The 22109-nt window shown below is 62.2% G+C and carries 21 protein-coding genes and 1 pseudogene; 16 read left to right on the top strand and 6 right to left on the bottom strand.

What is annotated here, in order from left to right; genetic code table 11:
- Positions 1-91: 91 nt before the first annotated feature.
- The 4 genes from C4N04_RS15885 to C4N04_RS15870 all read right to left on the bottom strand — a co-directional run bounded on the left by C4N04_RS15885 (position 92) and on the right by C4N04_RS15870 (position 4809).
- The gene (locus C4N04_RS15885; protein ID WP_106796487.1) at positions 92-1165 is read right to left on the bottom strand and encodes an alcohol dehydrogenase family protein; all 1074 of its coding nucleotides are present in this window, start codon (positions 1163-1165) and stop codon (positions 92-94) included.
- An 11-nt stretch (positions 1166-1176) separates the two neighbouring features.
- The gene (locus C4N04_RS15880; RefSeq protein WP_106796486.1) at positions 1177-2556 is read right to left on the bottom strand and encodes an aspartate aminotransferase family protein; all 1380 of its coding nucleotides are present in this window, start codon (positions 2554-2556) and stop codon (positions 1177-1179) included.
- 28 nt (positions 2557-2584) lie between these two features.
- Positions 2585-4081, bottom strand: a complete 1497-nt coding sequence (locus C4N04_RS15875) for an NAD-dependent succinate-semialdehyde dehydrogenase (RefSeq protein WP_106796485.1) — start codon at positions 4079-4081, stop codon at positions 2585-2587.
- Positions 4082-4317: 236 nt separating this feature from the next.
- Positions 4318-4809, bottom strand: a complete 492-nt coding sequence (locus C4N04_RS15870) for an Lrp/AsnC family transcriptional regulator (protein WP_077989786.1) — start codon at positions 4807-4809, stop codon at positions 4318-4320.
- Between the two features lie 101 nt (positions 4810-4910).
- Between C4N04_RS15870 and C4N04_RS15865 the strand changes: the two genes are divergently transcribed.
- From C4N04_RS15865 to doeB, 10 genes are all read left to right on the top strand, one after another.
- On the top strand, positions 4911-6296 hold the full coding sequence (locus tag C4N04_RS15865; RefSeq protein WP_106796545.1) for a PLP-dependent aminotransferase family protein: 1386 nt from the start codon (positions 4911-4913) through the stop codon (positions 6294-6296).
- Positions 6297-6418: 122 nt separating this feature from the next.
- Entirely contained in the window at positions 6419-7204 is a 786-nt protein-coding gene (gene ehuA / locus C4N04_RS15860) for an ectoine/hydroxyectoine ABC transporter ATP-binding protein EhuA (RefSeq protein ID WP_020919732.1), read from the top strand.
- A 59-nt stretch (positions 7205-7263) separates the two neighbouring features.
- Entirely contained in the window at positions 7264-8112 is an 849-nt protein-coding gene (gene ehuB, locus C4N04_RS15855) for an ectoine/hydroxyectoine ABC transporter substrate-binding protein EhuB (RefSeq protein WP_106796484.1), read from the top strand.
- A gap of 80 nt (positions 8113-8192) precedes the next feature.
- The gene (gene ehuC, locus C4N04_RS15850; protein ID WP_106796483.1) at positions 8193-8852 is read left to right on the top strand and encodes an ectoine/hydroxyectoine ABC transporter permease subunit EhuC; all 660 of its coding nucleotides are present in this window, start codon (positions 8193-8195) and stop codon (positions 8850-8852) included.
- 4 nt (positions 8853-8856) lie between these two features.
- Positions 8857-9516 carry an ectoine/hydroxyectoine ABC transporter permease subunit EhuD gene (ehuD, locus tag C4N04_RS15845; protein ID WP_106796482.1) on the top strand — a complete coding sequence of 220 codons (660 nt, stop codon included), beginning with the start codon at positions 8857-8859 and terminating at the stop codon, positions 9514-9516.
- Between the two features lies 1 nt (position 9517).
- Positions 9518-10294, top strand: coding sequence for an ectoine utilization protein EutA (eutA, locus tag C4N04_RS15840; protein ID WP_106796481.1), 777 nt, complete (start codon positions 9518-9520; stop codon positions 10292-10294).
- Between the two features lie 4 nt (positions 10295-10298).
- Positions 10299-11300 (top strand): hydroxyectoine utilization dehydratase EutB, encoded by a 1002-nt coding sequence (gene eutB, locus C4N04_RS15835; RefSeq protein ID WP_106796480.1) that lies wholly within the window; start codon positions 10299-10301, stop codon positions 11298-11300.
- Positions 11297-12289, top strand: coding sequence for an ectoine utilization protein EutC (gene eutC / locus C4N04_RS15830; protein WP_106796479.1), 993 nt, complete (start codon positions 11297-11299; stop codon positions 12287-12289). The genes eutB and eutC overlap by 4 nt, the downstream gene beginning before the upstream one ends.
- 32 nt (positions 12290-12321) lie before the next feature.
- Positions 12322-13503 (top strand): ectoine hydrolase DoeA, encoded by a 1182-nt coding sequence (gene doeA, locus C4N04_RS15825; RefSeq protein WP_106796478.1) that lies wholly within the window; start codon positions 12322-12324, stop codon positions 13501-13503.
- Positions 13504-13510: 7 nt separating this feature from the next.
- Positions 13511-14518 carry a N(2)-acetyl-L-2,4-diaminobutanoate deacetylase DoeB gene (doeB, locus tag C4N04_RS15820; protein ID WP_106796477.1) on the top strand — a complete coding sequence of 336 codons (1008 nt, stop codon included), beginning with the start codon at positions 13511-13513 and terminating at the stop codon, positions 14516-14518.
- 45 nt (positions 14519-14563) lie between these two features.
- On the opposite strand, the gene C4N04_RS15815 is transcribed toward doeB, so the two are convergent.
- Entirely contained in the window at positions 14564-16381 is a 1818-nt protein-coding gene (locus tag C4N04_RS15815; protein WP_106796476.1) for a methyl-accepting chemotaxis protein, read from the bottom strand.
- Between the two features lie 242 nt (positions 16382-16623).
- A pseudogene (locus tag C4N04_RS32160) lies at positions 16624-16815 on the bottom strand (EF-hand domain-containing protein); the annotation flags it as partial.
- A 157-nt stretch (positions 16816-16972) separates the two neighbouring features.
- Between C4N04_RS32160 and C4N04_RS15810 the strand changes: the two are divergent.
- The 6 genes from C4N04_RS15810 (at position 16973) to C4N04_RS15785 (ending at position 22108) form a co-directional block, all read left to right on the top strand.
- Positions 16973-17620 (top strand): TetR/AcrR family transcriptional regulator, encoded by a 648-nt coding sequence (locus C4N04_RS15810; protein ID WP_106796475.1) that lies wholly within the window; start codon positions 16973-16975, stop codon positions 17618-17620.
- A gap of 407 nt (positions 17621-18027) precedes the next feature.
- A complete protein-coding gene (locus C4N04_RS15805) occupies positions 18028-18867 on the top strand; it encodes a transporter substrate-binding domain-containing protein (RefSeq protein ID WP_009991027.1) in 840 nt (279 codons plus the stop codon).
- Positions 18868-19034: 167 nt separating this feature from the next.
- Positions 19035-19697 carry an amino acid ABC transporter permease gene (locus C4N04_RS15800; protein ID WP_040112117.1) on the top strand — a complete coding sequence of 221 codons (663 nt, stop codon included), beginning with the start codon at positions 19035-19037 and terminating at the stop codon, positions 19695-19697.
- 5 nt (positions 19698-19702) lie between these two features.
- Positions 19703-20362: an amino acid ABC transporter permease gene (locus C4N04_RS15795; protein WP_096769965.1), complete on the top strand. Its 660-nt coding sequence runs from the start codon at positions 19703-19705 to the stop codon at positions 20360-20362.
- 12 nt (positions 20363-20374) lie between these two features.
- Positions 20375-21145: an amino acid ABC transporter ATP-binding protein gene (locus C4N04_RS15790; RefSeq protein ID WP_040112115.1), complete on the top strand. Its 771-nt coding sequence runs from the start codon at positions 20375-20377 to the stop codon at positions 21143-21145.
- Positions 21146-21358: 213 nt separating this feature from the next.
- On the top strand, positions 21359-22108 hold the full coding sequence (locus C4N04_RS15785; protein WP_106796474.1) for a GntR family transcriptional regulator: 750 nt from the start codon (positions 21359-21361) through the stop codon (positions 22106-22108).
- The last annotated feature ends 1 nt before the right edge of the window (position 22109 follow it).

Genomic DNA, 22109 nt, shown 5'->3' with positions numbered 1-22109 from the left:
CGAATGGCCGATGTGATCGCGACGATTGTTCATGGCCGTAAAACGCCGATACGCCGATAAGGTTCGCCAGCGGCGCGATCGGAATCTCGCCTTATCCTCGGTCGGGCACCACGACCAATTTGCCCACGAAATTCTTCGCCATGAACTCGGTCTGGGCGCGATGGAATTCCGACAGCGGATAGACGCCACCGACGAGGGGCCGGATCTTGCGGCTTTCGATATAGCCGATGAGCCGGCGGAAGTCGGCGCGGCTTCCCTGGCTCGATCCGTGCAGCTCCAGCTGCTTCAGATACATGGTCCTGAGATCGAGCTGGACAACCGGGCCGGCAATGGCGCCGGCCGTCGTGTAGCGGCCTTCGGGGCGCAGTATCTTCAGGAGATCGTTGAACAGTGGCCCGCCGACGAGATCGGCGATGACATCGATCGGCTCGCCGCGGCTGACGAAATGGACGGCTTCGACCAGATTGCCCTTGCCGCGGGTCACCACAGCTTCGGCGCCGATGTCGAGCATCGCCGCCTCCTTGCCGGGACCGGCGACGGCGATCGGGATGGCGCCGCGGGCACGCGCAAGCTGGATGATCGCTGAGCCGACACCACCCGAGGCGCCGGTGACGAGGACGCGTTCGCCGGCGGCAAGCCGCGCCCGTTCCAGCATGCGCTCGCCGGTCAGATAGGCGCAGCAGAATGTGGCGAGCTCGACATCGGTCAGATCGGTAGCAACGAGATGAGCGTTTTCGGCCGGCAGCGCCATATATTCGGCATAACCGCCGTCACGGCCATGGCCCATGTAATCGATGTCGGCGAGACTGTCGTCGTCGCGATTATAGATCGAAAAGTCGACCATGACGCGCTCGCCGATGCGGCCGGGATCGACGCCGGTGCCGACGGCGACGATATAGCCAACCGTATCGGTGCCCTGGATGCGCGGGAATATCAGCGTATTGCCCTGCCTGCGCCAGGTCGAGATTGCGGCGGGGTCGTCCTCGGTGCCATAGGCGCCTTGGCGTACCCAGACGTCGGTATTGTTCATGCCGCAGGCGGTGACGCGGATCAGCACCTCGCCCTCCGCCGGCGCCGGAACAGGGACGTCGGTGCGGTAGACGAGCTTCTCCAATCCGCCATGGCCGGTGAGCAAAACGGCTGCCATCTTTTCCGGGATCGTCATGCGGCCTCTCCTCAGATGTTCTTGAAGACGCTTTCGATCGTGTCCGCTGTCGCCTTGACGACGATGTCCGCCTCCTCACGCGTCAGGCAGAGCGGCGGCGCAAAGCCGAGGATATCGCCCTGCGGCATGGCGCGGCCGATGACGCCGCGTTCAAGAAGGGCGGCGGCGACCTGCGGGCCGATCTTGCGCCCGGCATCGAAGAATTTTCGATCGTCCCTGTCCTCGATGAACTCGATAGCCGCCATCAGGCCGTCGCCGCGGACGTCGCCGACGTTGCGGTGGCTGCCCACGGCTCTTGCCAGTTCCGAGCGGAAATAAGCGCCGGTCGCGCCGGCATTTTCGACGATGCCGAGTTCGTCGATCAGTTCGAGATTGGCAATGCCGGCGGCAGCACAGATTGGATGGGCGGAATAGGTCCAGCCGTGGCCGATCGCTCCCAATTCATCGGAACCCCGCACCAGCACCTGCCACATCTTGCTCGAAACGATGCTGGCGGAAAGCGGGGCATAGGCGGAGGTCAGGCCCTTGGCGATGGTGATAAGGTCCGGCTTCATCCCATAGTGATCCGAGCCGAACATCGTGCCGAGACGGCCGAAGCCGGTGACGACTTCGTCGGCAACAAGCAGGATGTCGTATTTGTCGAGCACGGCCTGGATCTTCTGCCAGTAACCTTGCGGCGGCGGCACGATGCCGCCGGTGCCGAGGATCGGCTCGCCGATGAAGGCGGCGATGGTATCAGGGCCTTCGGCGAGGATCATCTCCTCCAGTCTGTCGGCGCAATATTGCGAGAACTGTTCCTCGTTCATCGAGCGGTCGGGGCGGCGGAAATAATAGGGCGCCTCGGTGTGAAGGACCGGTGCACGCGGCAGGTCGAAGGCATTGTGGAAGAGTGCAAGACCGGTGAGGCTGCCGGTCATGACGCCGGAGCCGTGATAACCGCGCCAGCGGGAGATGATCTTCTTTTTCTCCGGCCGGCCGAGGATGTTGTTGTAATACCAGATAAGCTTGATGTTGGTCTCGTTGGCATCCGAGCCGGAGAGGCCGAAATAGACGCGGCTCATGCCATCGGTCGCGCGGTCGATGATCATCTTCGACAACGCGATCGAGGCTTCCGTGCCGTGGCCGACATAGGCGTGGTAATAGGCGAGGTTCTTCGCCTGTTCGGCGATCGCATCAGCAATCTTCTGACGGCCGTAGCCGACATTGACGCAATAAAGCCCGGCAAAGGCGTCGAGGCTTTTGCGGCCGCTCGTGTCGGTGATGTAGACGCCTTCGCCGCCGGCGACGACGCGGGTCGGCGTCTCGCCGCGCGCATGCATGCCCATATGGGTCGAGGGGTGGAAGAAGTGATCGCGGTCCCAAGCGGTGAGTTCGTTGCTTTTGTCGAGCATGTCCTGTCCTCTTCTTGAAATGGGGTGCTCAGGCGGCGGTGTCGATGCAGAGATATTTGAGCTCGGTGAAGGCCTCGAGCCCGTGGCGCGAGCCCTCGCGGCCGAGGCCGGACTGCTTCCAGCCGCCGAAGGGAATGGGGCCGCCGGTGATTTTCACGCGGTTGACCGCTACCATGCCGTATTCCAGCGCGCGTCCGAGACGCATCTGCCGGGCACCGTTCTCGGTGATGACATAGGCGACGAGGCCGTATTCGCTATCATTGGCGCGGGCGACAACCTCGTCTTCGGTATCGAAGGTGGTCAACGCCGCCACAGGCCCAAAAGTCTCCTCACGCATGATCAACGCATTCGCCGGCACATCCGTCAAAAGCGTCGGCTGATAGAAGAGCCGGCCGGCCTTATGGCGGCTGCCGCCGATGACGAGCCGGGCGCCCTGCGCCAGCGCGTCGGCAACTTGCTCTTCAACCTTGACGACGGCCCGTTCATGCATCAGCGGCCCGATCTCGCTTCCATCCTCAAGTCCTGCGCCGACCTTCAGCTCGCCGATGCGGGCGGCAAGGGCCTTGGCGAAGGCATCGGCGATGCGCCGCTGGACGAAGATGCGGTTGGCGGCAAGGCAATCCTGGCCGGATGTGGCGAACTTGGCGTCGACGGCGATCTCGACCGCTTTTGCGACATCGGCATCGTCGAAGACGATCAGCGGCGCGTGGCCGCCGAGCTCCATCACCAGCCGCTTCATCGTTGGCGCGCATTGCGCGGCGATCAGGCGGCCGACCTCGGTGGAGCCGGTGAAGCTCATCGCGCGCAGGCGGACATCGGCGCACATGCGTCCGACGATCGTTGCGGCATGGCCGGTGACCACATTGAAGACACCGGCGGGGATGCCGGCGCGTTCACCGAGTTCGGCAAGGGCGAGGGCAGAGAGCGGCGTTTCCGAGGAGGGGTGGGCGACGACCGTGCAGCCGGCGGCGAGTGCCGCGGCTGCCTTCCGGGTGAGCATGGCGGAAGGAAAATTCCAGGGCGTGACGACGCCGACGACGCCGAGCGCTTCGCGCCGGACGATCATTTCCGCCCCGGCCAGATGGCTGGTGACGCTTTCGGCGTTCAGCCGCTTGGCTTCCTCGGCATACCATTCGATGAAGGAGGCAGCGTAATCGATCTCGCCGCGCGCTTCGGCCAGCGGCTTGCCCTGTTCCAGCGTCATGATCAGCGCCAGATCCTCTTTGGCAGCGAGCATCAGCGCATGCCATTTCCGCAGGATCGCCGAGCGGCTCTGCGGCAGCATGGCGCGCCAGGCGGTGAAAGCTTCGGAGGCGGCATCGATCGCCGCCGCCGTCTCCTCCGCACCGAGGCTCGCAACCCAGGTGAGTGTCGCCGAAGAAGCCGGATCGGTCACGGCGAAGCTCTTGCCCGTGGTCCCGGCGATCCACCGGCCGCCGACATAGGCGAGATCGCGCAGGAGATGACGATCGGCGAGCCGCGACAGCGCGTCGTGATAGGCGGGGCGGGCAAAAACGGCAGTCATGTCCAATCTCCTCGTTGCGGTGACGTGAAGTCTTCCACAGGAGCGGACGAGAGATTGTCCTTTGGCGATGGCGAAAAGAGAGAAACGGGCTAAAGCACAGCCGCCGGATAGAGAGATTGTCTAGAGCATGATGCCGAAAAATGTGAGCGGTTTTCGGACGACATCATGCTCTAACTCTTTAACTTAGAACAGGATTCAGATTTTAGACCGGGTCAGCCTAAAATTTGAATCCTGTTCTAGGAAGCGCCTTCCTCATCGCCGGCGAAGGAAGAGACCGGAACGACTGTTTCCTCCTTCACCGTCTTGGTGACGATATAGGTGAAGTAGCGGTCGATGCCGAGTTCGCGGTCGAGAAGCCCATCGACCAGTCGCTGGTAGGCGTCGATATTGGCCGTCATGATCTTCAGAATGTAATCGACGCCGCCACCCACCGACCAGCAGGCGACGACCTCGGGGATTGCGGCAATGGTACGTTCGAAGCGCTCGAAATCGGCCTGGCGATGATTGGCGAGCGTCACCTCCATCATCACGCTGGCAACCGGCGCGATGCGCCGCGGGGCGAGGCGGGCGTGGTAGCCGGTGATAACACCGGCCTTTTCGAGCTTGCGCAGCCGCATCCAGCACGGCGTCGGCGACAGTCCGGCTTTTTCGGCCAGCGCCAGCTTGGTGATGCGACCGTCGCGTTGGACGGCGTCGAGAATGCGCAGGTCGATGGCGTCGAGCTTCATGGTGCTTTCTTCAGAAAGAAATCATTTCAAACGCAGCGAAAAGACAATGGGAGCGCATTTTGGCATTGTCAATTGAACTGATTTTCAGCACTGTTGAAATCATGACAAATTGGCGCCCCGATCCCTCGCAACTCCGCCGGCCGGCCTATCTTTCACTCGCCGAGCAGATCGCCAACGCGATCACCGACGGCAAGCTCTCCGACGGGGCGCAATTGCCGCCGCATCGCAAGCTGGCCGATGATCTGCATCTTTCCGTGCAGACGGTCAGCCGCGCCTATGACGAGCTCAGCCGCCGCGGGCTGATCTCAGGCGAGATCGGCCGCGGCAGTTTCGTGCAGACGCGGCCGCCTGAGCCGGAGCCGCCCTATCTGCCGGAACGGCTGGGCGAGGTGATCGATCTGTCAATCCTGAAGCCGGTCTGCGAGCAGATCCATCTGGAAAAACTGCGCCAGGCCTTCGGCTGGCTTTCAGAAAACCTGCCTTCCAGCTCGGCCCTGTCGTTCCGGCCGAATATGGTGTTTCCACGTCACCGCGTCGTCGCCACCGAATGGCTGGCGCGCTGCGGACTCGACGTGTCGCCGCTGAACATCAGCCTGACGAATGGCGCGACCTCTGGCATGACGGTGGCGCTGATGAGCGTCGCACCGCCCGGCTCGACGATTGCGACCGAAGCGGTCAGCCACCATACTCTGGTGCCGCTCTGCGGCTATCTCGGCCTGCACCTCGAAGGGTTGGCGATCGACGAGGAAGGCATGATCCCCGAAGCGCTGGACGAGGCCTGCCGGACCGGGCCGATCCGGGCAATTTTCCTGCAGCCTTCAGTGATCAATCCGATGGCGGCCCTGATGAGTGCCGAGCGCCGGCAGGCGCTTGCCGCCGTCGCCGCCAAGCATGACATAGCGATCATCGAAAACGACATTCTCGGGCCGATGATCGAGGACCGGGCACCGCCGATGGCGGCCTTCGCGCCGGAGCGCACGCTCTACGTCACGAGCTTTACGAAGATCACCGTTCCCGGCCTCAGGATCGGCTACCTCGTCGCGCCCGACCGCTATGTCGCGGCCGTCGCCAACCGGCATCTCGTCTCCAGCTGGATGGCGACGCCTGCCATGGCCGAGATCGCCAGTCGCTGGGTCAGCGACGGCACGGCGATGGAACTCGTCAACTGGCAGCGCCGCGCCCTTGTCGGACGCCACGCGATCGCGGCGGAGATGCTGGCCGGCCTGTCCTATCGAACGCACCCGCAAAGCCTGCATGTATGGCTGCCGCTGTCCGGCAGCCATACGGAGGATGGTTTCGTGTCGCAGGCAAGGCTGCGCGGCGTAGCGATTGCGCCGGGCAAATCCTTCCACACCACCGACCACGGCTGGACGCCAGCGGTGCGCATCTCGCTCGGCTCGACGACGGAAGGCGAGCTGCGGACAGGACTCGGGATCGTTGCCTCGCTGGCGCAGGGAAATCCGGAGGAACTGCTGCTTGCGATTTGACGCTGCCACCGCATTTGCCGGCATGCGCAGAATAATTGTCATGATATTATTTTACGAATTGACATGATTTTCGTGGACCGTCATCGTTAGGTCATTGCTTGTCTCAACAAGGAGAGACATGAATGCCTGCGCCCATCATCCGCATCGACAACATCGTCAAGAGATACGGCCCCCTGACCGTGCTCGACGGCCTGTCGATGAATGTCATGCCGGGCGAGAAACTGGCGCTGATCGGGCCATCCGGCTCCGGCAAGACGACGATCCTGCGCATCCTGATGACGCTGGAGACGATCAGCGGCGGCCATATCGAGGTCGACGGCGAGCAGCTCTACCATATGCCTGGTGGCAGCGGGCTGGTGGCGGCCGATGAGCGGCACCTGCATCGTATGCGGGAAAAGATCGGCATGGTCTTCCAGCACTTCAACCTGTTCCCGCATAAATGCGTCCTCGACAACGTGACGCTGGCGCCGATGCTGACCAAGGGCATCAAACGGCCGCAAGCCGAGAAGCGGGCGATGGAGCTTCTCGATATGGTCGGCCTTGCCGACAAGGCGAAAAGCGTCCCGGCGCAGTTGTCCGGCGGCCAAAAGCAGCGCGTCGCCATCGCCCGGGCGCTGGCGCTGTCGCCGAAGATCATGCTGTTCGACGAGGTGACTTCGGCGCTCGACCCGGAACTGGTCGAAGAGGTGCTGAACGTCATGCGGAAGCTCGCCTCCGAGACCGACATGACGATGCTTCTCGTCACTCACGAAATGGGCTTTGCCCACGACTTTGCCGACCGCGTGCTGTTTTTCGATCGCGGCAGGATCGTCGAGGAAGGCAGACCCGGCGACATCTTCCGCAATCCGACGCAGGAAAGGACGCAGACCTTCCTGCGCAAAATCATCGCGGCAGGGCACCGCGTCTGACCTCAGACATTGCCCGCGAACAACAAAACGCAAAGAGAAAGCCAGAGGAGTTGGGAACGATGAAAGCAGGATATTTTTTGAGCGCCGTCAGCCTGTCGGTGCTTCTGGTTACAGCGGCCGCTCCGGTATCCGCCGCCGCCGACAAGCTCGAACAGCTGAAGGAACAGGGTTTTGCCCGCATCGCCATCGCCAACGAGCCGCCATTCACGGCCGTCGGCGCCGACGGCAAGGTCTCTGGCGCCGCCCCCGACGTGGCACGCGTGATCTTCGAAAAGCTCGGCGTCAAGGAAGTGGTCGCCTCGATCTCGGAATACGGCGCGATGATCCCCGGCCTGCAGGCCGGCCGCCACGACGCGATCACCGCCGGCCTGTTTATGAAGCCGGAACGTTGCAGCGCCGTTGCCTATTCCGAACCGATCCTCTGCGATGCCGAAGCCTTCGCTCTCAAGAAGGGCAACCCGCTGAAGCTGACGAGCTACAAGGATATCGCCGACAATCCGGATGCCAAGATCGGCGCGCCGGGCGGCGGCACGGAGGAGAAGCTGGCGCTGGAAGCCGGCGTGCCGCGTGACCGCGTTATCGTGGTTCCGGATGGCCAGAGCGGCATCAAGATGCTGCAGGACGGCCGCATCGACGTCTATTCGCTGCCGGTCCTGTCGATCCACGATCTGATGGCGAAGGCGAAGGATCCGAACCTCGAAACCGTCGCCCCCGTCGTCAATGCACCGGTCTATTGCGACGGTGCTGCCTTCCGCAAGCAGGACGTTGCGCTGCGCGATGCCTTCGATGTGGAGCTGAAGAAGCTGAAGGAATCGGGCGAGTTCGCCAAGATCATCGAACCCTACGGCTTCTCGGCCAAGGCGGCGATGTCGACGAGCCGCGAAAAGCTCTGCGCCCCGGCCAAGTAACCTGATGTGCGCACACCGGCCACGGGCAGGGCGCACGGCCGGTGTGCTCCTCAAACGATCTCCAGAGAAGCGAGTTGCCGATGTCGGTATGGTCCGGCTATCTGACACTGATCCTTCAGGGCGCCCTAGTGACGCTCCAGCTGACGGTCATGGGCTCGGCGCTTGCGCTCGTTATGGCCTTCCTGGCCGGCCTCGGCCGCCTGTCGCGCTTCTTTGCCGTGCGGGCTCTGGCGACAACCTATATCGAATTCTTTCGCGGCACTTCGATCTTCGTCCAGCTCTTCTGGGTCTATTTCGTCCTGCCCTTCGCAGGCATGACGCTGACGCCGCTGCAGGCTGGCGTTCTGGCGCTCGGGCTGAATGTCGGCGCCTATGGCGCGGAGGTGGTGCGCGGCGCCGTCAAGGCCGTCGGGCGCGAACAGTCGGAAGCCTGTGTCGCCCTCAACCTGTCGCGCTATCAGCGCATGCGCCACGTCATCCTGCCGCAGGCGCTGCCGCTGATGCTGCCGACCTTCTGCAACAATGCGATCGAGCTCTTGAAGGGCACGGCCGTCGTATCGCTGATCTCGCTGACTGACATGACCTTCCAGGCGCAGGTGGTGCGGGCGCAGACCGGCAACACGCTGGTGCCCTTTGCGACAATCCTCATCCTCTATTTTCTCATGGCCGTGGCGATTTCCGCGGCGATGCGCTGGCTGGAGCGGCGGATGACACGCGGCCTCGACGGTATGAGGACCTGATCATATGGAATGGGATTGGGAGTTCGTCTGGCAGATCATGCCGACCCTTCTCGAAGGGTTCAAGATCACTATTCTTGCCACCCTCCTCGGCGCTGCGGTCGCCATGGTCGTCGGGCTGGCGCTCGCCATCGCGCGGCGATCCCCGGTCGCCGCCGTTTCCCGGACGGTCGGCTTCGTCTCGGAATTCATTCGCGGAACCCCGCTGCTGGTTCAGCTCTACTTCATCTTCTACGTGCTGCCCGATATCGGCATCCGGCTGTCGCCGCTCACCGCCGGCGTCATCGGGATCGGCATTCACTATGCCACCTATACCGCGGAGGTCTATCGCGCCGGCATCGAGAACGTCTCGCGCGGACAATGGGAAGCGGCCAAGGCGACCAATCTGACGACGCGCCAGGCCTGGATCCACGTGGTCCTGCCGCAGGCAATCCCGCCGATGATCCCGGCGCTCGCCAATTATTTCATCGCCATGTTCAAGGAGACGCCGCTGCTTTCGGCGATCACCGTGCTCGAACTGATGAACCAGGCAAAGAGCATCGCCAACAGCAACTACCGCTATATCGAGCCGATGACGTTGGTCGGCGTCTTTTTCCTCGTCATCAGCCTGATCTCGGTTCTCGGATTGCGCTGGCTCGAGGAGCGTTACGCCAGGATGGATGACTGAGATGACAAGGATCGAAATCATACCCGCCGGCCGGCGGCCGCGACTGGAAGACCGGCCACTCGAAAAACGCATCGGCCTCATCATCCTGGCGACGGACCACACAACCGAAGTCGATTTCCAGCGCATGGTCGCCAGCGACCGCATTGGCGTCTATGTCAGCCGCATCCATTATGCCAATCCGGTGACGCCGGAAAATCTTTTGAAGATGCAGCCATCGCTGACGGAAGGCGCCGGGTTGATCCTGCCGGACGAGCCGCTGGATGCAGTCATGTATTCCTGCACCTCCGCCTCGGTCGTTATTGGCGACTGTAATATCGAGGCGGCGATCCACGCGTCGAAACCGGGTGCTTCAGTGGTGACGCCGACGGCGGCGGCGGTGAAGGGTCTGAAGGCGCTCGGCGCCCGCCGGGTTTCGGTGCTGACGCCCTATACAATCGAGACCAGCCGGCCGATGGCGGAGTATTTCGCGGATCTCGGTTTTGCGATCGACCGCTTCACCTGCCTCGGCCTCAGCGACGATCGTGAGATGGCGCGGATCGCGCCGGATGAGATCGCGGCCTTCGCGCGTGAGGCGTTGGCGCCGCAGTCCGACGCACTGTTCATCTCCTGCACGGCCCTGCGCGCCGCACAGGTCGCCGCCCGCATCGAAATGGAAACCGGCAAACCGGTGGTAACCAGCAATCTCGCAACCGCCTGGGCCTGCCTGAGGCTTTGCGGCGATGATCGGGCGCGGCCCGAGCTCGGTCATCTGATGACCATGCCCTATAGGGAAGGCTGAGATCATGGCGAGCGCCTTGCCGGTTGCACTGGAGGATATTCGCGCAGCGGCGCGGCGGATCGCCGGCCGGGTCGTCGAAACACCGATGGTGCTGTCGGCATCGCTTGCCGAGATTGCCGGCGCTCCGGTCTGGCTGAAACTTGAACATCATCAGACGACGGGCAGCTTCAAGCTGCGCGGGGCGACCAATGCGGTGCTGTCATTGTCACCGGCAGAGCGAGCGCGCGGCGTCGTCGCCGCTTCGACTGGAAATCACGGCCGGGCGCTTGCCCATGCCGCGAAGGCGCAAGGCGCGGTCGCGACGATCTGCATGTCGCGGCTGGTGCCGGAGAACAAAGTTTCGGAAATCCGCCGTCTCGGCGCCGATGTGCGCATCGTCGGCCGATCACAGGACGAGGCGCAGCAGGAAGTGGACCGGCTGGTGCGAGAGGAGGGGTTGGTAATGATCCCGCCTTTCGACCATCCTGACGTCGTCGCCGGGCAAGGGACGCTGGGGCTCGAAATCATCGACGCCTTGCCCGAGGTGGCAACGGTGCTGGTGCCGCTTTCGGGCGGCGGCCTTGCGGCGGGCGTCGCCGCCGCGGTCAAGGGCGTCAATCCGAAGACGAGAGTGGTCGGCCTGACGATGGAACGGGGCGCGGCGATGAAGGCGAGCCTCGATGCCGGACGACCGGTGCAGGTCGAGGAGGTGAGGAGCCTTGCCGACTCTCTCGGCGGCGGCATCAGCCTCGACAATCGCGTGACCTTCGCCATGTGCCGCGAACTTCTCGACGGCGTCGTCCTGCTGACGGAGACGGAGATCGCCGCCGGCATGCGCCATGCCTATGCCTGCGAGGGCGAGGTCGTCGAGGGGGCGGGCGCAGTCGGCATAGCAGCACTGCTGGCCGGAAAGATCCGCTCCGGTGGCCCGGTCGTTGCGATCCTTTCGGGACGGAATGTCGACATAGAACAGCACCGCCGCGTGATCAACGGCGAGGGTGCGGCGTTCGCGGAGGATAACCCATGAGCCGCATGATCATTCTGACGGAAGCGGAATTGCGAGAGATCGTCGGGCTCGATGCCAACGCGGTCGCTTGCGTCGAGCAGGCCTTCGCCGCGCTTGCGACGAAGGCGGTCGCCATGCCGCCGATCCTGCGGCTCGACATTCCCGAGTATCGGGGTGAGGTCGATGTGAAGACCGCCTACATCCCCGGCATCGAGGGTTTCGCGATCAAGATCAGCCCCGGTTTCTTCGACAATCCGAAGATCGGCCTGCCGAGCACCAACGGCATGATGGTGCTGCTGTCGAGCCGGACCGGACTGGTGCAGGCGCTGCTCCTCGACAACGGCTATCTCACCGACGTGCGCACCGCCGCGGCCGGCGCCGTCGCGGCAAAATATCTGTCGCGGCAAAATTCCAGCGTGGCGGCGATCTTCGGCGCCGGCATGCAGGCGCGGCTGCAGCTGGAAGCGCTGACGCTGGTGCGGCCGATCCGTGACGCCAGGATATGGGCGCGGGATGCGGCCAAGGCTAAGGGCGTGGCTGCGGAACTGGCGGCTAGGCTCGGCTTTCCCGTCAAGGCGATATCCGACCCGCGGCAAGCAATGTCCGGTGCCGATATCGTCGTGACCACCACGCCGGCGGAAAAACCGATCATCGACGCCGGCTGGCTCGAACCCGGGCAGCATCTGACGGCCATGGGATCGGATGCCGAGCACAAGAACGAGATCGATCCCGCGGCCATCGCCGGCGCCGGCCTCTATGTCGCCGACAGCCTGAAGCAGACGCGCCGGCTGGGTGAGCTTCACCATGCGATCGAAGCGGGCCTCGTCGAAAGGGATGCCGATTTCGCCGAACTCGGCCTGATCGTCGTCGGGCGGATGTCGGGCAGGACGAGTAGCGACCAGATCACCATCGCCGACCTCACGGGAACCGGCATCCAGGACACTGCCATCGCCACACTCGCCTTTGCCCGCGCCGGCGCGGCAAATGCCGGCACCACATTCGAAAGCTGACCGGCGCGGCGCCGGGAAAGAAGGGAAGAGATATGACCCAGCCCCATCTGAAGTTCTCGCTCGGGGAATATGCCGAGCGCCTGGAAAAGACACGGCGTGCCATGGAGGCGAAGGGCGTCGATCTGCTTATTGTCAGCGACCCCTCGAACATGGCCTGGCTGACCGGCTATGACGGCTGGTCGTTCTACGTGCACCAGGCGGTGATCGTGCCGCCGCAGGGCGAGCCGATCTGGTTCGGCCGCGGCCAGGACGCCAACGGCGCCAAGCTCACCGCGTATCTCGGCCACGACAATATCGTCGGTTACCCCGATCATTACGTGCAGTCGACCGAGCGCCATCCGATGGACTATCTCTCCGGCATCCTGACGGAGCGCGGCTTCGGCAAGCTGACGATCGGCGTCGAGATGGACAATTACTGGTTTTCGGCCGCCGCTTTCGCCGCGCTGCAAAAGCACCTGCCGAATGCGCGCTTCGTCGATGCGACTGCGCTGGTCAACTGGCAGCGCGCGGTCAAGAGCGAGACCGAGATTCAGTACATGCGCAATGCCGCCCGCATCGTCGAAGCGATGCATGCCCGCATCTTCGACAAGATCGAGGTCGGCATGCGCAAGTGCGATCTGGTGGCGGAAATCTATGACGCCGGCACTCGCGGCGTCGACGGCATCGGCGGCGACTATCCGGCGATCGTGCCGCTGCTGCCGTCCGGCGTCGAAGCATCGGCACCGCATCTGACCTGGGACGACCGGCCGCTGAAGAAGGACGAGGGCACCTTTTTCGAGATCGCCGGCTGCTACAACCGGTATCACCTGCCGCTGTCGCGTACCGTCTTCCTCGGCAAGCCAACGCAGGCCTTCCTCGATGCCGAAAAAGCGACGCTGGAGGGCATGGCAGCCGGTCTGGCGGTCGCCAAGCCCGGCAACACCTGCGAGGATATCGCCAACGCCTTCTTCGCGGTCCTGAAGAAATACGGCATCGTCAAGGATAACCGCACGGGTTACCCGATCGGCCTTTCCTATCCGCCGGACTGGGGCGAACGGACCATGAGCCTGCGGCCCGGCGACCGGACGGAACTGAAACCCGGCATGACCTTCCATTTCATGACAGGCCTCTGGCTCGACGACATGGGGTTCGAGACGACGGAGAGCATCCTCATCACCGAGAGCGGCGTCGAGTGCCTCGCCAATGTGCCGCGCAAGCTGATGGTCAAGGATTGAGGCTGTCATGACAGAGACCCGCTTGCGGCCGTCGCCGATCAGCGCGACGGTGAATTTCGCCGCCGAGGGCGTCCAGCACGGTTTCCTCAGGCTGCCCTACAGCCGCGACGAGTCCGCCTGGGGATCGGTGATGATCCCGATAACGGTTGTCAGAAACGGCACGGGACCGACGGCGCTTCTGACCGGCGGCAACCACGGCGACGAGTATGAGGGACCGATCGCGCTCTTCGATCTTGCCCTCTCGCTGAAGCCTGACGAGGTGAGCGGCGCCGTGATCGTCGTGCCGGCGATGAATTATCCGGCATTCCTGGCGGGCACCAGGACCTCGCCGATCGACAGGGGCAACATGAACCGCAGTTTCCCCGGCCGGCCGGACGGCACGGTGACCGAGAAGATCGCCGACTATTTCCAGCGTGTGCTTCTGCCGATGGCGGATGTCGTTCTCGACTTCCATTCTGGCGGCAAGACGCTCGATTTTCTGCCCTTCTGCGCCGCGCACATTCTGCCCAACAAGCAGCAGGAGCAAAAAGCCTTCGACTTCGTCACGGCGTTCGCCGCGCCCTATTCGATGAAGATGCTGGAGATCGATGCGGTCGGCATGTACGACACGGCGGCCGAGGAGATGGGCAAGATCTTCATCACGACTGAACTCGGCGGCGGTGGCACCGCGACCGCCAAAAGTGCGGCGATCGCCAAACGCGGCGTGATAAACGTGCTGCGACATGCGGGGATCGTCGCCGGCGCCGTCGATATCGGTCCGACGACCTGGCTGGACATGCCGGATGGCCGCTGTTTCTCTTTCGCGGAGGAGGGGGGATTGATCGAAGCCGTCATCGACCTCGGGGACTTCGTCACCGAGGGTGCGGTCATCGCTCGCATCTATCCGACCGGGCGGACGGGTGAGGCGCCGCGCGAGATCCGCGCCGCCATGGACGGTATTCTCTGCGCCCGGCATTTTCCGGGGCTCGTCAAACCAGGCGACTGCGTTGCGGTGATGGCGATCGTGACGAGCTGAGATGACGGGCAGGCGCGGCGAGATGCGTTTCGCCGGTCGATCACGTCAAGCCGCTTTCGGCGATCTCGACCCGGCAGCTGCCGCATCGATCTGGAATCGGCTGACAACGCCTTCCAGCGTCTGCGTCTGGCCGCCGAGCGCGCGGCAGGCCGAGACGGTTTCCGCAGCCATGGCGGCGTTGCGCTGCGTGACCTCATCGAGCGCATTGACGGAGGCGTTGATTTCCCCGATCGCCACGGCCTGCTCGGAAGATACCGAAACGATGCGGGCAATCAGGCCGGCGACCTGCTCGACCTGGCCTTCGATTTCCATAAGTGCCTTGCCGGTGCGGTTGACGAGCTCCACGCCGGTGGAAACCTGCGACGACGACGTGGAAATCAAAGATCTGATCTCCTTGGCGGCGTTGGCCGAGCGGAGAGCGAGCTCACGCACTTCCTGCGCCACGACGGCGAAACCCTTGCCGGCTTCGCCGGCGCGGGCAGCCTCGACACCGGCATTGAGCGCTAAGAGGTTTGTCTGGAAGGCGATCTCGTCGATGACGTTGACGATCTCGCCGATCTGGGCGGACGAGCCTTCGATCTTTTGCATTGCGGCGATCGCTTCGCGAACCACGGCTGCCGAATGTTCGGCGCTGTTGCGAGTCTCGGCCATCATGCCGGTCGCCCTGCCGGCATGGTTCGAAGCGTCCTTGGCCTTAGCGTTCATTTCGCCGAGCGCGGCGGTCGCCTCTTCGAGCATCGCCGCCTGCTGATCGGTGCGTGATGCAAGGCTGTCGGCGGCATCCGTGATGCCGGCGGAAGAACTGCCCACCTGTCTGGAAGTGTGGGCGATCTCAGCCATCGAGGCGCCAAGTGCATTCATGCTGTCGTTGAATTTGGCCCGCAACATTTCGTAGGCGGGGGCGAAGGCTGTGGTGATCCGGCAATCGAGATTGCCGAGCGAGAGCTGGTCCAGGCCGTAGGTCAGCGACTCGATCACCGTTTCCCGGCTTTGCTCTTCGGCAGCCTTTTCAGCCATCTGGCTGCGCTCGCGCTGGAATTCCTGATCGCGCAGCGCCGTTTCGCGCTTCTGTGCGTCCTGCCGCTCCAGCGCGTTGCGGCGGAAGACCGCCACTGCCTTGGACATGGCGCCAATCTCGTCGGAGCGGTTGGCGTAGGGGACTTCGGTCGAAAAATCGCCTTCGGCGAGGTTTCCCATATAGGCCTTCATGCCATCCAGCGGCACGATGGCCCGGCGGCGCAGAAGATAAAGCCCGACCAGCAGCAGGGCGAAGGAGCCGAAGCCCGCGGCGCCCGCGTAGATCGTCCATGTGACAATCTCCGAGGCGGCATTTCTCTCTTCGCCCTTCAGGAAAGCGTCGGAATTTGCAACGAGCTTCTCGACCGCGTCCTGATGTGCGTGGAAGGCGACGCGCAGTTGCTCGATCGCACCGTGCGCCTTGTTATCGTCCCTGGCGTTCAGGGCCGGGATGATCGCGCGGTTCATCACCTCCCAGAATGCATCGCCCTTGGCGAGCACATCGTTCTCGAGCTCGTCTTTCAAAGCCTGCGGCAGCCGCGTTGATTTCCAATAGGCGCGTCGGTCGTCGTAGGCGGCCTTGAGATGTGCGATTTTAGCAAGATTGGTCTCGCTCAGTTCGGGAAATTTACTCGCCTCGAAAGACAGCATGTAGGATTCGACCACGAACAGCGGTGGCGGCAGAATATCGGCAATCAGATCCTTGCCGTAAACCACCTGCTCATAAACCGGGCCGTTGACCTTCAGCCGTTCGAGCGCCGATTGCTGCAACCCGATCGACATGAAAATGCCGGTTGAAACAGCGACGCCGAAAGCCACCAAGCTGCGGGCAATAGTAAATGCCAAGACCGTCTCCAAATAACTTTGCGGCGTCTCTTCTTCGAGATGCCTGATGTACGTGGATCATTATTTCGCAAGAACGCTGCGATATAGTTAATACTTTTGGATCTCAGGGGCCCGGAACAGCTATTTGCGAGCTGTCAAGTGACCAAAATTGGGTCGATCTTGCTATATTGGGTATCGCGCCATCACCCCGCCACTTTCATGGTGGAGGGGGCGGGTTATACTCCGGGTTGATCCGAGAAGCGGTTCGTCGACAATTCCATCATCTGCGACATAAGTTTGACGGCGCTGCTGGAGGCGTGTTCGGCGAACTGCTGGGTTGTGGTTGATTTATTTTCTGAAACCGTATTACACGAAGGGATGTCCTCGGATGCGGACGTCTAGCTCCTACTATAAGAATAGGAAGAGAGTGATGTTGCAGCAAAAATGGTCGTCACAAGCGCTCCATCGCTAAGGGGTAGGAGCAACGCATTACAGGAACGAGTTCTACAAATCGAAATTGCTAATGCTACAACCTCACAATCAGTCTTCAGAAATCGTACTGGGTTGTCTCAGGTCATCGGCATGCACTTCGGCAGGGCGGCTTAGACAATCATGAAAGCTGTGGATGAGCCCGCAGGCGAGCCGCGCAGACGAGGCCGGCCGAAAGTCTCCACCGACGAAGACAAGCGGGTGCAGATCGTCGAAGTCGCCCGCCGGGTTTTTGTGAAATATGGATATGCCGGAAGCACGACCGCGGTCGTCGCCTCCGAAGCGGGCGTTTCCAAACAGACGCTCTACCGCCTGTTTGAGAGCAAGGAAGAGCTGTTCGCCGCCGTCGTCGCTGCGCACCGGCGCCTGATGCTTGATTTGCCGCGGCCTGCCGAAGATTGTTCGATCGCCGAAAGCCTCGAACGGATCTTCATGCTCGACATGGACGAGGACAGAGATGCGGACCGCGCCGGTTTCCTGCAGCTCGTCTTCCGTGAAGCCGCGCAATTCCCCGAGCTGGTCGAAATCCTGCAACGGGAAGGCATCCTTGCCAGCCGACAGGAACTGGCCGACTGGCTGAGCGATCGCCGGGCCGAAGGCCGGCTCACCCTGGACGATCCGGTGAGCGGAGCCCGGATGCTGATGGACATGATTTTCGGAGGCATGGGACCGCCGGAGGGCCGTGCTCAGGCCTGGCCCGATCGGGCGGCCCTGCTTGCCCATCTTCGCCGCTCAATTGCGATTTTTGCCGCCGGCATTGGCGCCGCCTGAGCGAACGAGAGACATTTCTGACTCCTGGCTTCCCGGCGACGATATTCCCGTACAACTCAGTCCAACGGCAGCCGCGCCCCAGGACTGACCGGGAACACTCTTTATAGGAGAGTTCTCCAGAAGGCGCTTGGGCAACCTCTTTGCATTCCGCATCCGCGCCAAGATCGCCGCGCATTTTGCTTAGATTAACTTTGGCAAACCGAAACGCTCAGAACGCTGCCAATAGTCCGCCCGGAGCGTAGGAAAAATGCTGCACTGCCAAAAAAATCACCACGCGCACTCCTGCGCGTTTTTTCGGCATGACCCATTGACAATTCAGCCCTGATGGCACTTGATAGGTTATTCCAGTAAAACAGACATGCGTCCATTATACTGGAATAATAGAAGCTATCCATAAGGGGAACGCCATGACCATTTCCTTTCGCGCCGGTGTGATATCGCTGGTCGCCGTCGCTTTGTTGTCCACGCCTGTGCTGGCCGAGGGCAGCAAGCTTGATGAAGTGCTGGCCCGCGGCCACCTCGTCCTCGGCACGGGCAGCACCAACGCGCCCTGGCACTTCAAGAGCGCGGACGACAAGCTTCAGGGCTTCGATGTCGACATGGGCCGTATCATCGCCAAGGCCCTGTTCGGCGATCCGGAAAAGATCGAATATGTCAACCAGTCCTCGGACGCCCGCATTCCGAACATCACCACCGACAAGGTGGACATCACCTGCCAGTTCATGACCGTGACCGGCGAACGCGCCCAGCAGGTTGCCTTCACCATTCCTTATTATCGCGAGGGTGTCGGCTTGATGCTCAAGGCGGACGGAAAATATTCCGACTATGCCGCGCTGAAGACGGCAGGTTCCTCGGTCACCATCTCGGTTCTGCAGAACGTCTATGCCGAGGCTATGGTGCATGCGGCATTGCCGGAGGCGACCGTCGATCAGTACGAATCCGTCGACCTGATCTATCAGGCGCTGGAGTCCGGTCGGGCCGACGCCGCCGCCACGGACCAGTCTTCGCTCGCGTGGTACATGACGCAGAACCCCGGCCGCTACAAGGACGCCGGCTACGGCTGGAATCCCCAGACCTATGCCTGCGCCGTCAAACGTGGCGATCAGGACTGGCTGAACTTCGTCAACACCGCTCTCCACGAAGCGATGACCGGCGTCGAATTCGATTTTTACGCCAAGTCGTTCAAGACCTGGTTCGGCAAGGATCTGACGCCACCGCAGATCGGGTTTCCGGTCGAATTCAAGTAACCCGGATGCGGGGGAGCGGGAGCGCTATCCCGCTCCGCTGGAACAGAATGATATTGGTTCAGGTCGGGCAAAGATCTGAATCCTGTTTTTGAATCGAATGGTTGGAGCATGACGTCGTCCGGCCCGCTCGTACGTTCAACGGCATGCTCTGATCTGAAAGGGCCCGCATGGGTTACACGCTGAATTTCGCTGCCGTCTGGCGCAATTTCGACTTTCTTCTAAGCGGACTTGCCCTCAGCCTTGGCCTTGCAGTGATCTCGATCCTGATCGGCGCCGCCATCGGTCTCTTCGTGGCTTTCGCGCTGACGTCGAGGAACCGCTTTGCGCTCGTGCCGGCGCGCGTCTATGTCACCGTCATTCGCAACCTGCCCATTCTCGTCCTGGTGCTTTTCGCCTTTTTCGCGCTGCCGCAGATGGGTTTGCGCTTAGACAAGTACAAAAGCTTTGTGCTGGTTCTCTCCCTCTATTCCGGCGCCTATCTGGCCGAGGTGTTCCGCGCCGGACTGCTGTCGATACCGAAAGGATTGACGGAAGCCGGCCTTGCGATAGGCCTGACGGGAATGCAGATCCGCAGTTCGATCATCGCTCCGCTGATGCTGCGCAACGTGCTGCCGTCGCTCTCCTCGACGATCATCTCGCTCTTCAAGGACACTTCGCTCGCCGCCGCAATCGCCGTGCCCGAACTGACCTTTGCCGCCCGCAAGATCAATGTCGAGAGCTTCCGCGTCATCGAAACCTGGATGGTGACATCAGCCCTCTATGTCGCCACCTGTTTCCTCATCGCCGCCTTGATGCGCCTCGTTGAGCGCCGTCTGGCCCTGCCGAGATAGTCCCGATGTCTCACACATTTTTCGAACAACTCTGGATCGCCCGCTACGTCATCATGAACGGCGTGGCCATGACGGTGTCGATTTCTCTGCTGGCCATTCTCGCGGGCTCCGTCCTCGGCGTTTTCGTCGGCCTGGCGCTCGTCTATGGCGGCATGATTTTACGCCTTATCGTGCGCGCTTATACGGATATCATTCGCGGCACGCCGGTGCTCGTGCTCGTGCTGGCAAGCTATTACGTCTCTGCTGCAGTCGGTCTCGATCTCGGGCCGTTCTCCGCCGGGGTGCTCGCCCTTGCCATCTTCTGCTCTTCCCATGTTGGCGAGATCGTGCGCGGCGCGCTTCAGGCAATCCCGAAGGGGCAAACCGAAGCCGCCAAAGCGATCGGCCTGACCTTTACCCAAACTTTCACCTCGGTGCTGTGGCCGCAGGCCTTGCGCCAGTGCCTGCCGGCCTGGGTGAACACGGCCGCCGAAATGGTGAAGGCTTCGACGCTGCTCTCCGTTATCGGCGTCGCCGAGCTTCTGCTGCGCACGCAAGAGATCATTTCCCGCAATTTCATGAGCCTCCAGTTCTATTTTCTGGCCGGTGGTCTCTATTTCATCGTCAATTACGGTATCGAGCACTTCGGCAAATATGTCGAGCGCAAGACCGCCCTGCCGTCCTGAGGAGAGTTTCCGATGGCCAAGACCATTCTCGACATCAAGGGTCTGCGCAAGACTTACGGCATCCACGAAGTTCTCAAAGGCGTTGACTGCGCCGTCCGGGAAGGCGAGGTCATCTCGATCATCGGTTCGTCCGGCTCCGGCAAGACCACCTTGTTGCGCTGCGTCAACATGCTCGAGGAATTCCAGGGCGGCACGATCAGCCTCGACGGCGAAGAGATCGGCTATCGCGTCGAAGGCGCGACGCGGCGGCGCAAGAGCGAGAAGGAGATTGCCCGCCAGCGCGCGCTGACCGGCATGGCTTTTCAGCAGTTCAATCTCTTTCCGCATATGAGCGCCGCCGAAAACGTCATGCTCGGCCTCGTCAAGGTGAAGAAGATGACGAAGCCGGAGGCCCGCGCTATTGCGGAAAAATGGCTCGACCGTGTCGGCCTTTCCGCCCGCGCCAACCATTATCCCGGTCAGCTCTCCGGCGGCCAACAGCAGCGCGTCGCGATCGCCCGCGCCATCGCCATGTCGCCGCGGCTGATGCTGTTCGACGAGGTGACCTCGGCGCTCGACCCGGAACTGGTGGGCGAGGTGCTGCAGGTGATCAAGGGGCTTGCTGCCGACGGCATGACCATGCTGCTCGTCACCCACGAGATGCGCTTTGCCTACGAAGTTTCATCGCGTGTCATCTTCATGAACCAGGGCGTCATCTGCGAGGAGGGCGATCCCAAGGAAATGTTCGTGCGCCCTAAGACCGAACGGCTCGCGGAATTCCTCAAGACCTCGAGCTTCAGCTAAGAAGGGGCGAAAGCCTGCGGAGTTCGCGACTTCGGGCGCCGGCGTCGCTGCCAGGCGACCGGAGATCGAGAGGTCGATGTCGGGAAAGGGGGCCGCTCGCCTAAATTACGTTCAGTCTGCATTCCCGGCAGGCAAATTCTCCGCAAAGCATCCGAGACATGCTGAAATCCTGAGAGCGCAAGATTTTGGCATGCGCTTTGCTTTCTGTCTTGTATGCAAGATAGTCACACATCGGAGACCACGCAGAAGTCGATCGAGGAAACGATCGTATCCGGCATCCTCTCTGCCAAGATCAGGCCAGGTACGCGCCTTGGCGAAAATCAGCTGGCGGCACTCTTCGGCGTGTCCCGCACCCGCGTCCGTGAAGCGATGATGCGCCTGGAGACACGCGGCATCGTGCATGTCAGCCCAAGGCGGGGCTGGTTTGTCGTCGAGCCGTCCGCTGAAGATGCGATCGCGGTCTATGAGGCACGGCGTGTCGTCGAGGCCGGATTGCTGCGCGGCATGCGCGTGCTGACGGACGAGGGCAGCAAGGCCCTCGACGCGCATCTCGCCGATGAACGAAATGCGATGGCAGCGGGCGACCGCCAGCGGCTGACCTATTTGATGGGCGATTTCCATATCCGCATCGCGGAATTGAGCGGCAATGCCATCATCGTCGATACCCTGCGTGACCTGACCGCCCGGACCATCCTCATTTCGATGCTCTATCAATCCGAATTTCATGCGGCGCAGTCTCACGAGGGGCACTGCCGCATTTTCGAGGCCATGCGGGCGGGCGATTTCGTCAGAGCTGCGGCGCTCTCCGTCGAACATCTTGATGAAGTTGAAATGGGCCTCGACCTCACGGCGCGCCCGGATCCACTTTCGGATCTGCGCAATTCCCTGTCGCTTCCGCCCAAGACCGCTTTATCCGCCTTCCAACAATCGGACCCAAAAACCACAACCTCAAAGGAGCAATGAA

The sequence above is a fragment of the Rhizobium sp. H4 genome (assembly GCF_003013335.1).
In the GTDB taxonomy this organism is placed as follows: Bacteria; Pseudomonadota; Alphaproteobacteria; order Rhizobiales; family Rhizobiaceae; genus Rhizobium; species Rhizobium sophoriradicis.
This window is presented reverse-complemented; position numbering and strand designations above follow the sequence as displayed.

Coding starts and splice junctions, on each gene's coding strand:
- C4N04_RS15790 (WP_040112115.1), top strand. CDS start 20,375: ATGGCCAAGACCATTCTCGACATCAAGGGTCTGCGCAAGACTTACGGC.
- C4N04_RS15885 (WP_106796487.1), bottom strand. CDS start 1,165: ATGACGATCCCGGAAAAGATGGCAGCCGTTTTGCTCACCGGCCATGGC.
- ehuC (WP_106796483.1), top strand. CDS start 8,193: ATGTCGGTATGGTCCGGCTATCTGACACTGATCCTTCAGGGCGCCCTA.
- C4N04_RS15870 (WP_077989786.1), bottom strand. CDS start 4,809: ATGAAGCTCGACGCCATCGACCTGCGCATTCTCGACGCCGTCCAACGC.
- C4N04_RS15785 (WP_106796474.1), top strand. CDS start 21,359: ATGCAAGATAGTCACACATCGGAGACCACGCAGAAGTCGATCGAGGAA.
- C4N04_RS15865 (WP_106796545.1), top strand. CDS start 4,911: ATGACAAATTGGCGCCCCGATCCCTCGCAACTCCGCCGGCCGGCCTAT.
- C4N04_RS15800 (WP_040112117.1), top strand. CDS start 19,035: ATGGGTTACACGCTGAATTTCGCTGCCGTCTGGCGCAATTTCGACTTT.
- C4N04_RS15805 (WP_009991027.1), top strand. CDS start 18,028: ATGACCATTTCCTTTCGCGCCGGTGTGATATCGCTGGTCGCCGTCGCT.
- ehuB (WP_106796484.1), top strand. CDS start 7,264: ATGAAAGCAGGATATTTTTTGAGCGCCGTCAGCCTGTCGGTGCTTCTG.
- eutA (WP_106796481.1), top strand. CDS start 9,518: ATGACAAGGATCGAAATCATACCCGCCGGCCGGCGGCCGCGACTGGAA.
- C4N04_RS15810 (WP_106796475.1), top strand. CDS start 16,973: ATGAAAGCTGTGGATGAGCCCGCAGGCGAGCCGCGCAGACGAGGCCGG.
- eutB (WP_106796480.1), top strand. CDS start 10,299: ATGGCGAGCGCCTTGCCGGTTGCACTGGAGGATATTCGCGCAGCGGCG.
- ehuA (WP_020919732.1), top strand. CDS start 6,419: ATGCCTGCGCCCATCATCCGCATCGACAACATCGTCAAGAGATACGGC.
- C4N04_RS15880 (WP_106796486.1), bottom strand. CDS start 2,556: ATGCTCGACAAAAGCAACGAACTCACCGCTTGGGACCGCGATCACTTC.
- doeB (WP_106796477.1), top strand. CDS start 13,511: ATGACAGAGACCCGCTTGCGGCCGTCGCCGATCAGCGCGACGGTGAAT.
- C4N04_RS15795 (WP_096769965.1), top strand. CDS start 19,703: ATGTCTCACACATTTTTCGAACAACTCTGGATCGCCCGCTACGTCATC.
- C4N04_RS15875 (WP_106796485.1), bottom strand. CDS start 4,081: ATGACTGCCGTTTTTGCCCGCCCCGCCTATCACGACGCGCTGTCGCGG.
- doeA (WP_106796478.1), top strand. CDS start 12,322: ATGACCCAGCCCCATCTGAAGTTCTCGCTCGGGGAATATGCCGAGCGC.
- eutC (WP_106796479.1), top strand. CDS start 11,297: ATGAGCCGCATGATCATTCTGACGGAAGCGGAATTGCGAGAGATCGTC.
- ehuD (WP_106796482.1), top strand. CDS start 8,857: ATGGAATGGGATTGGGAGTTCGTCTGGCAGATCATGCCGACCCTTCTC.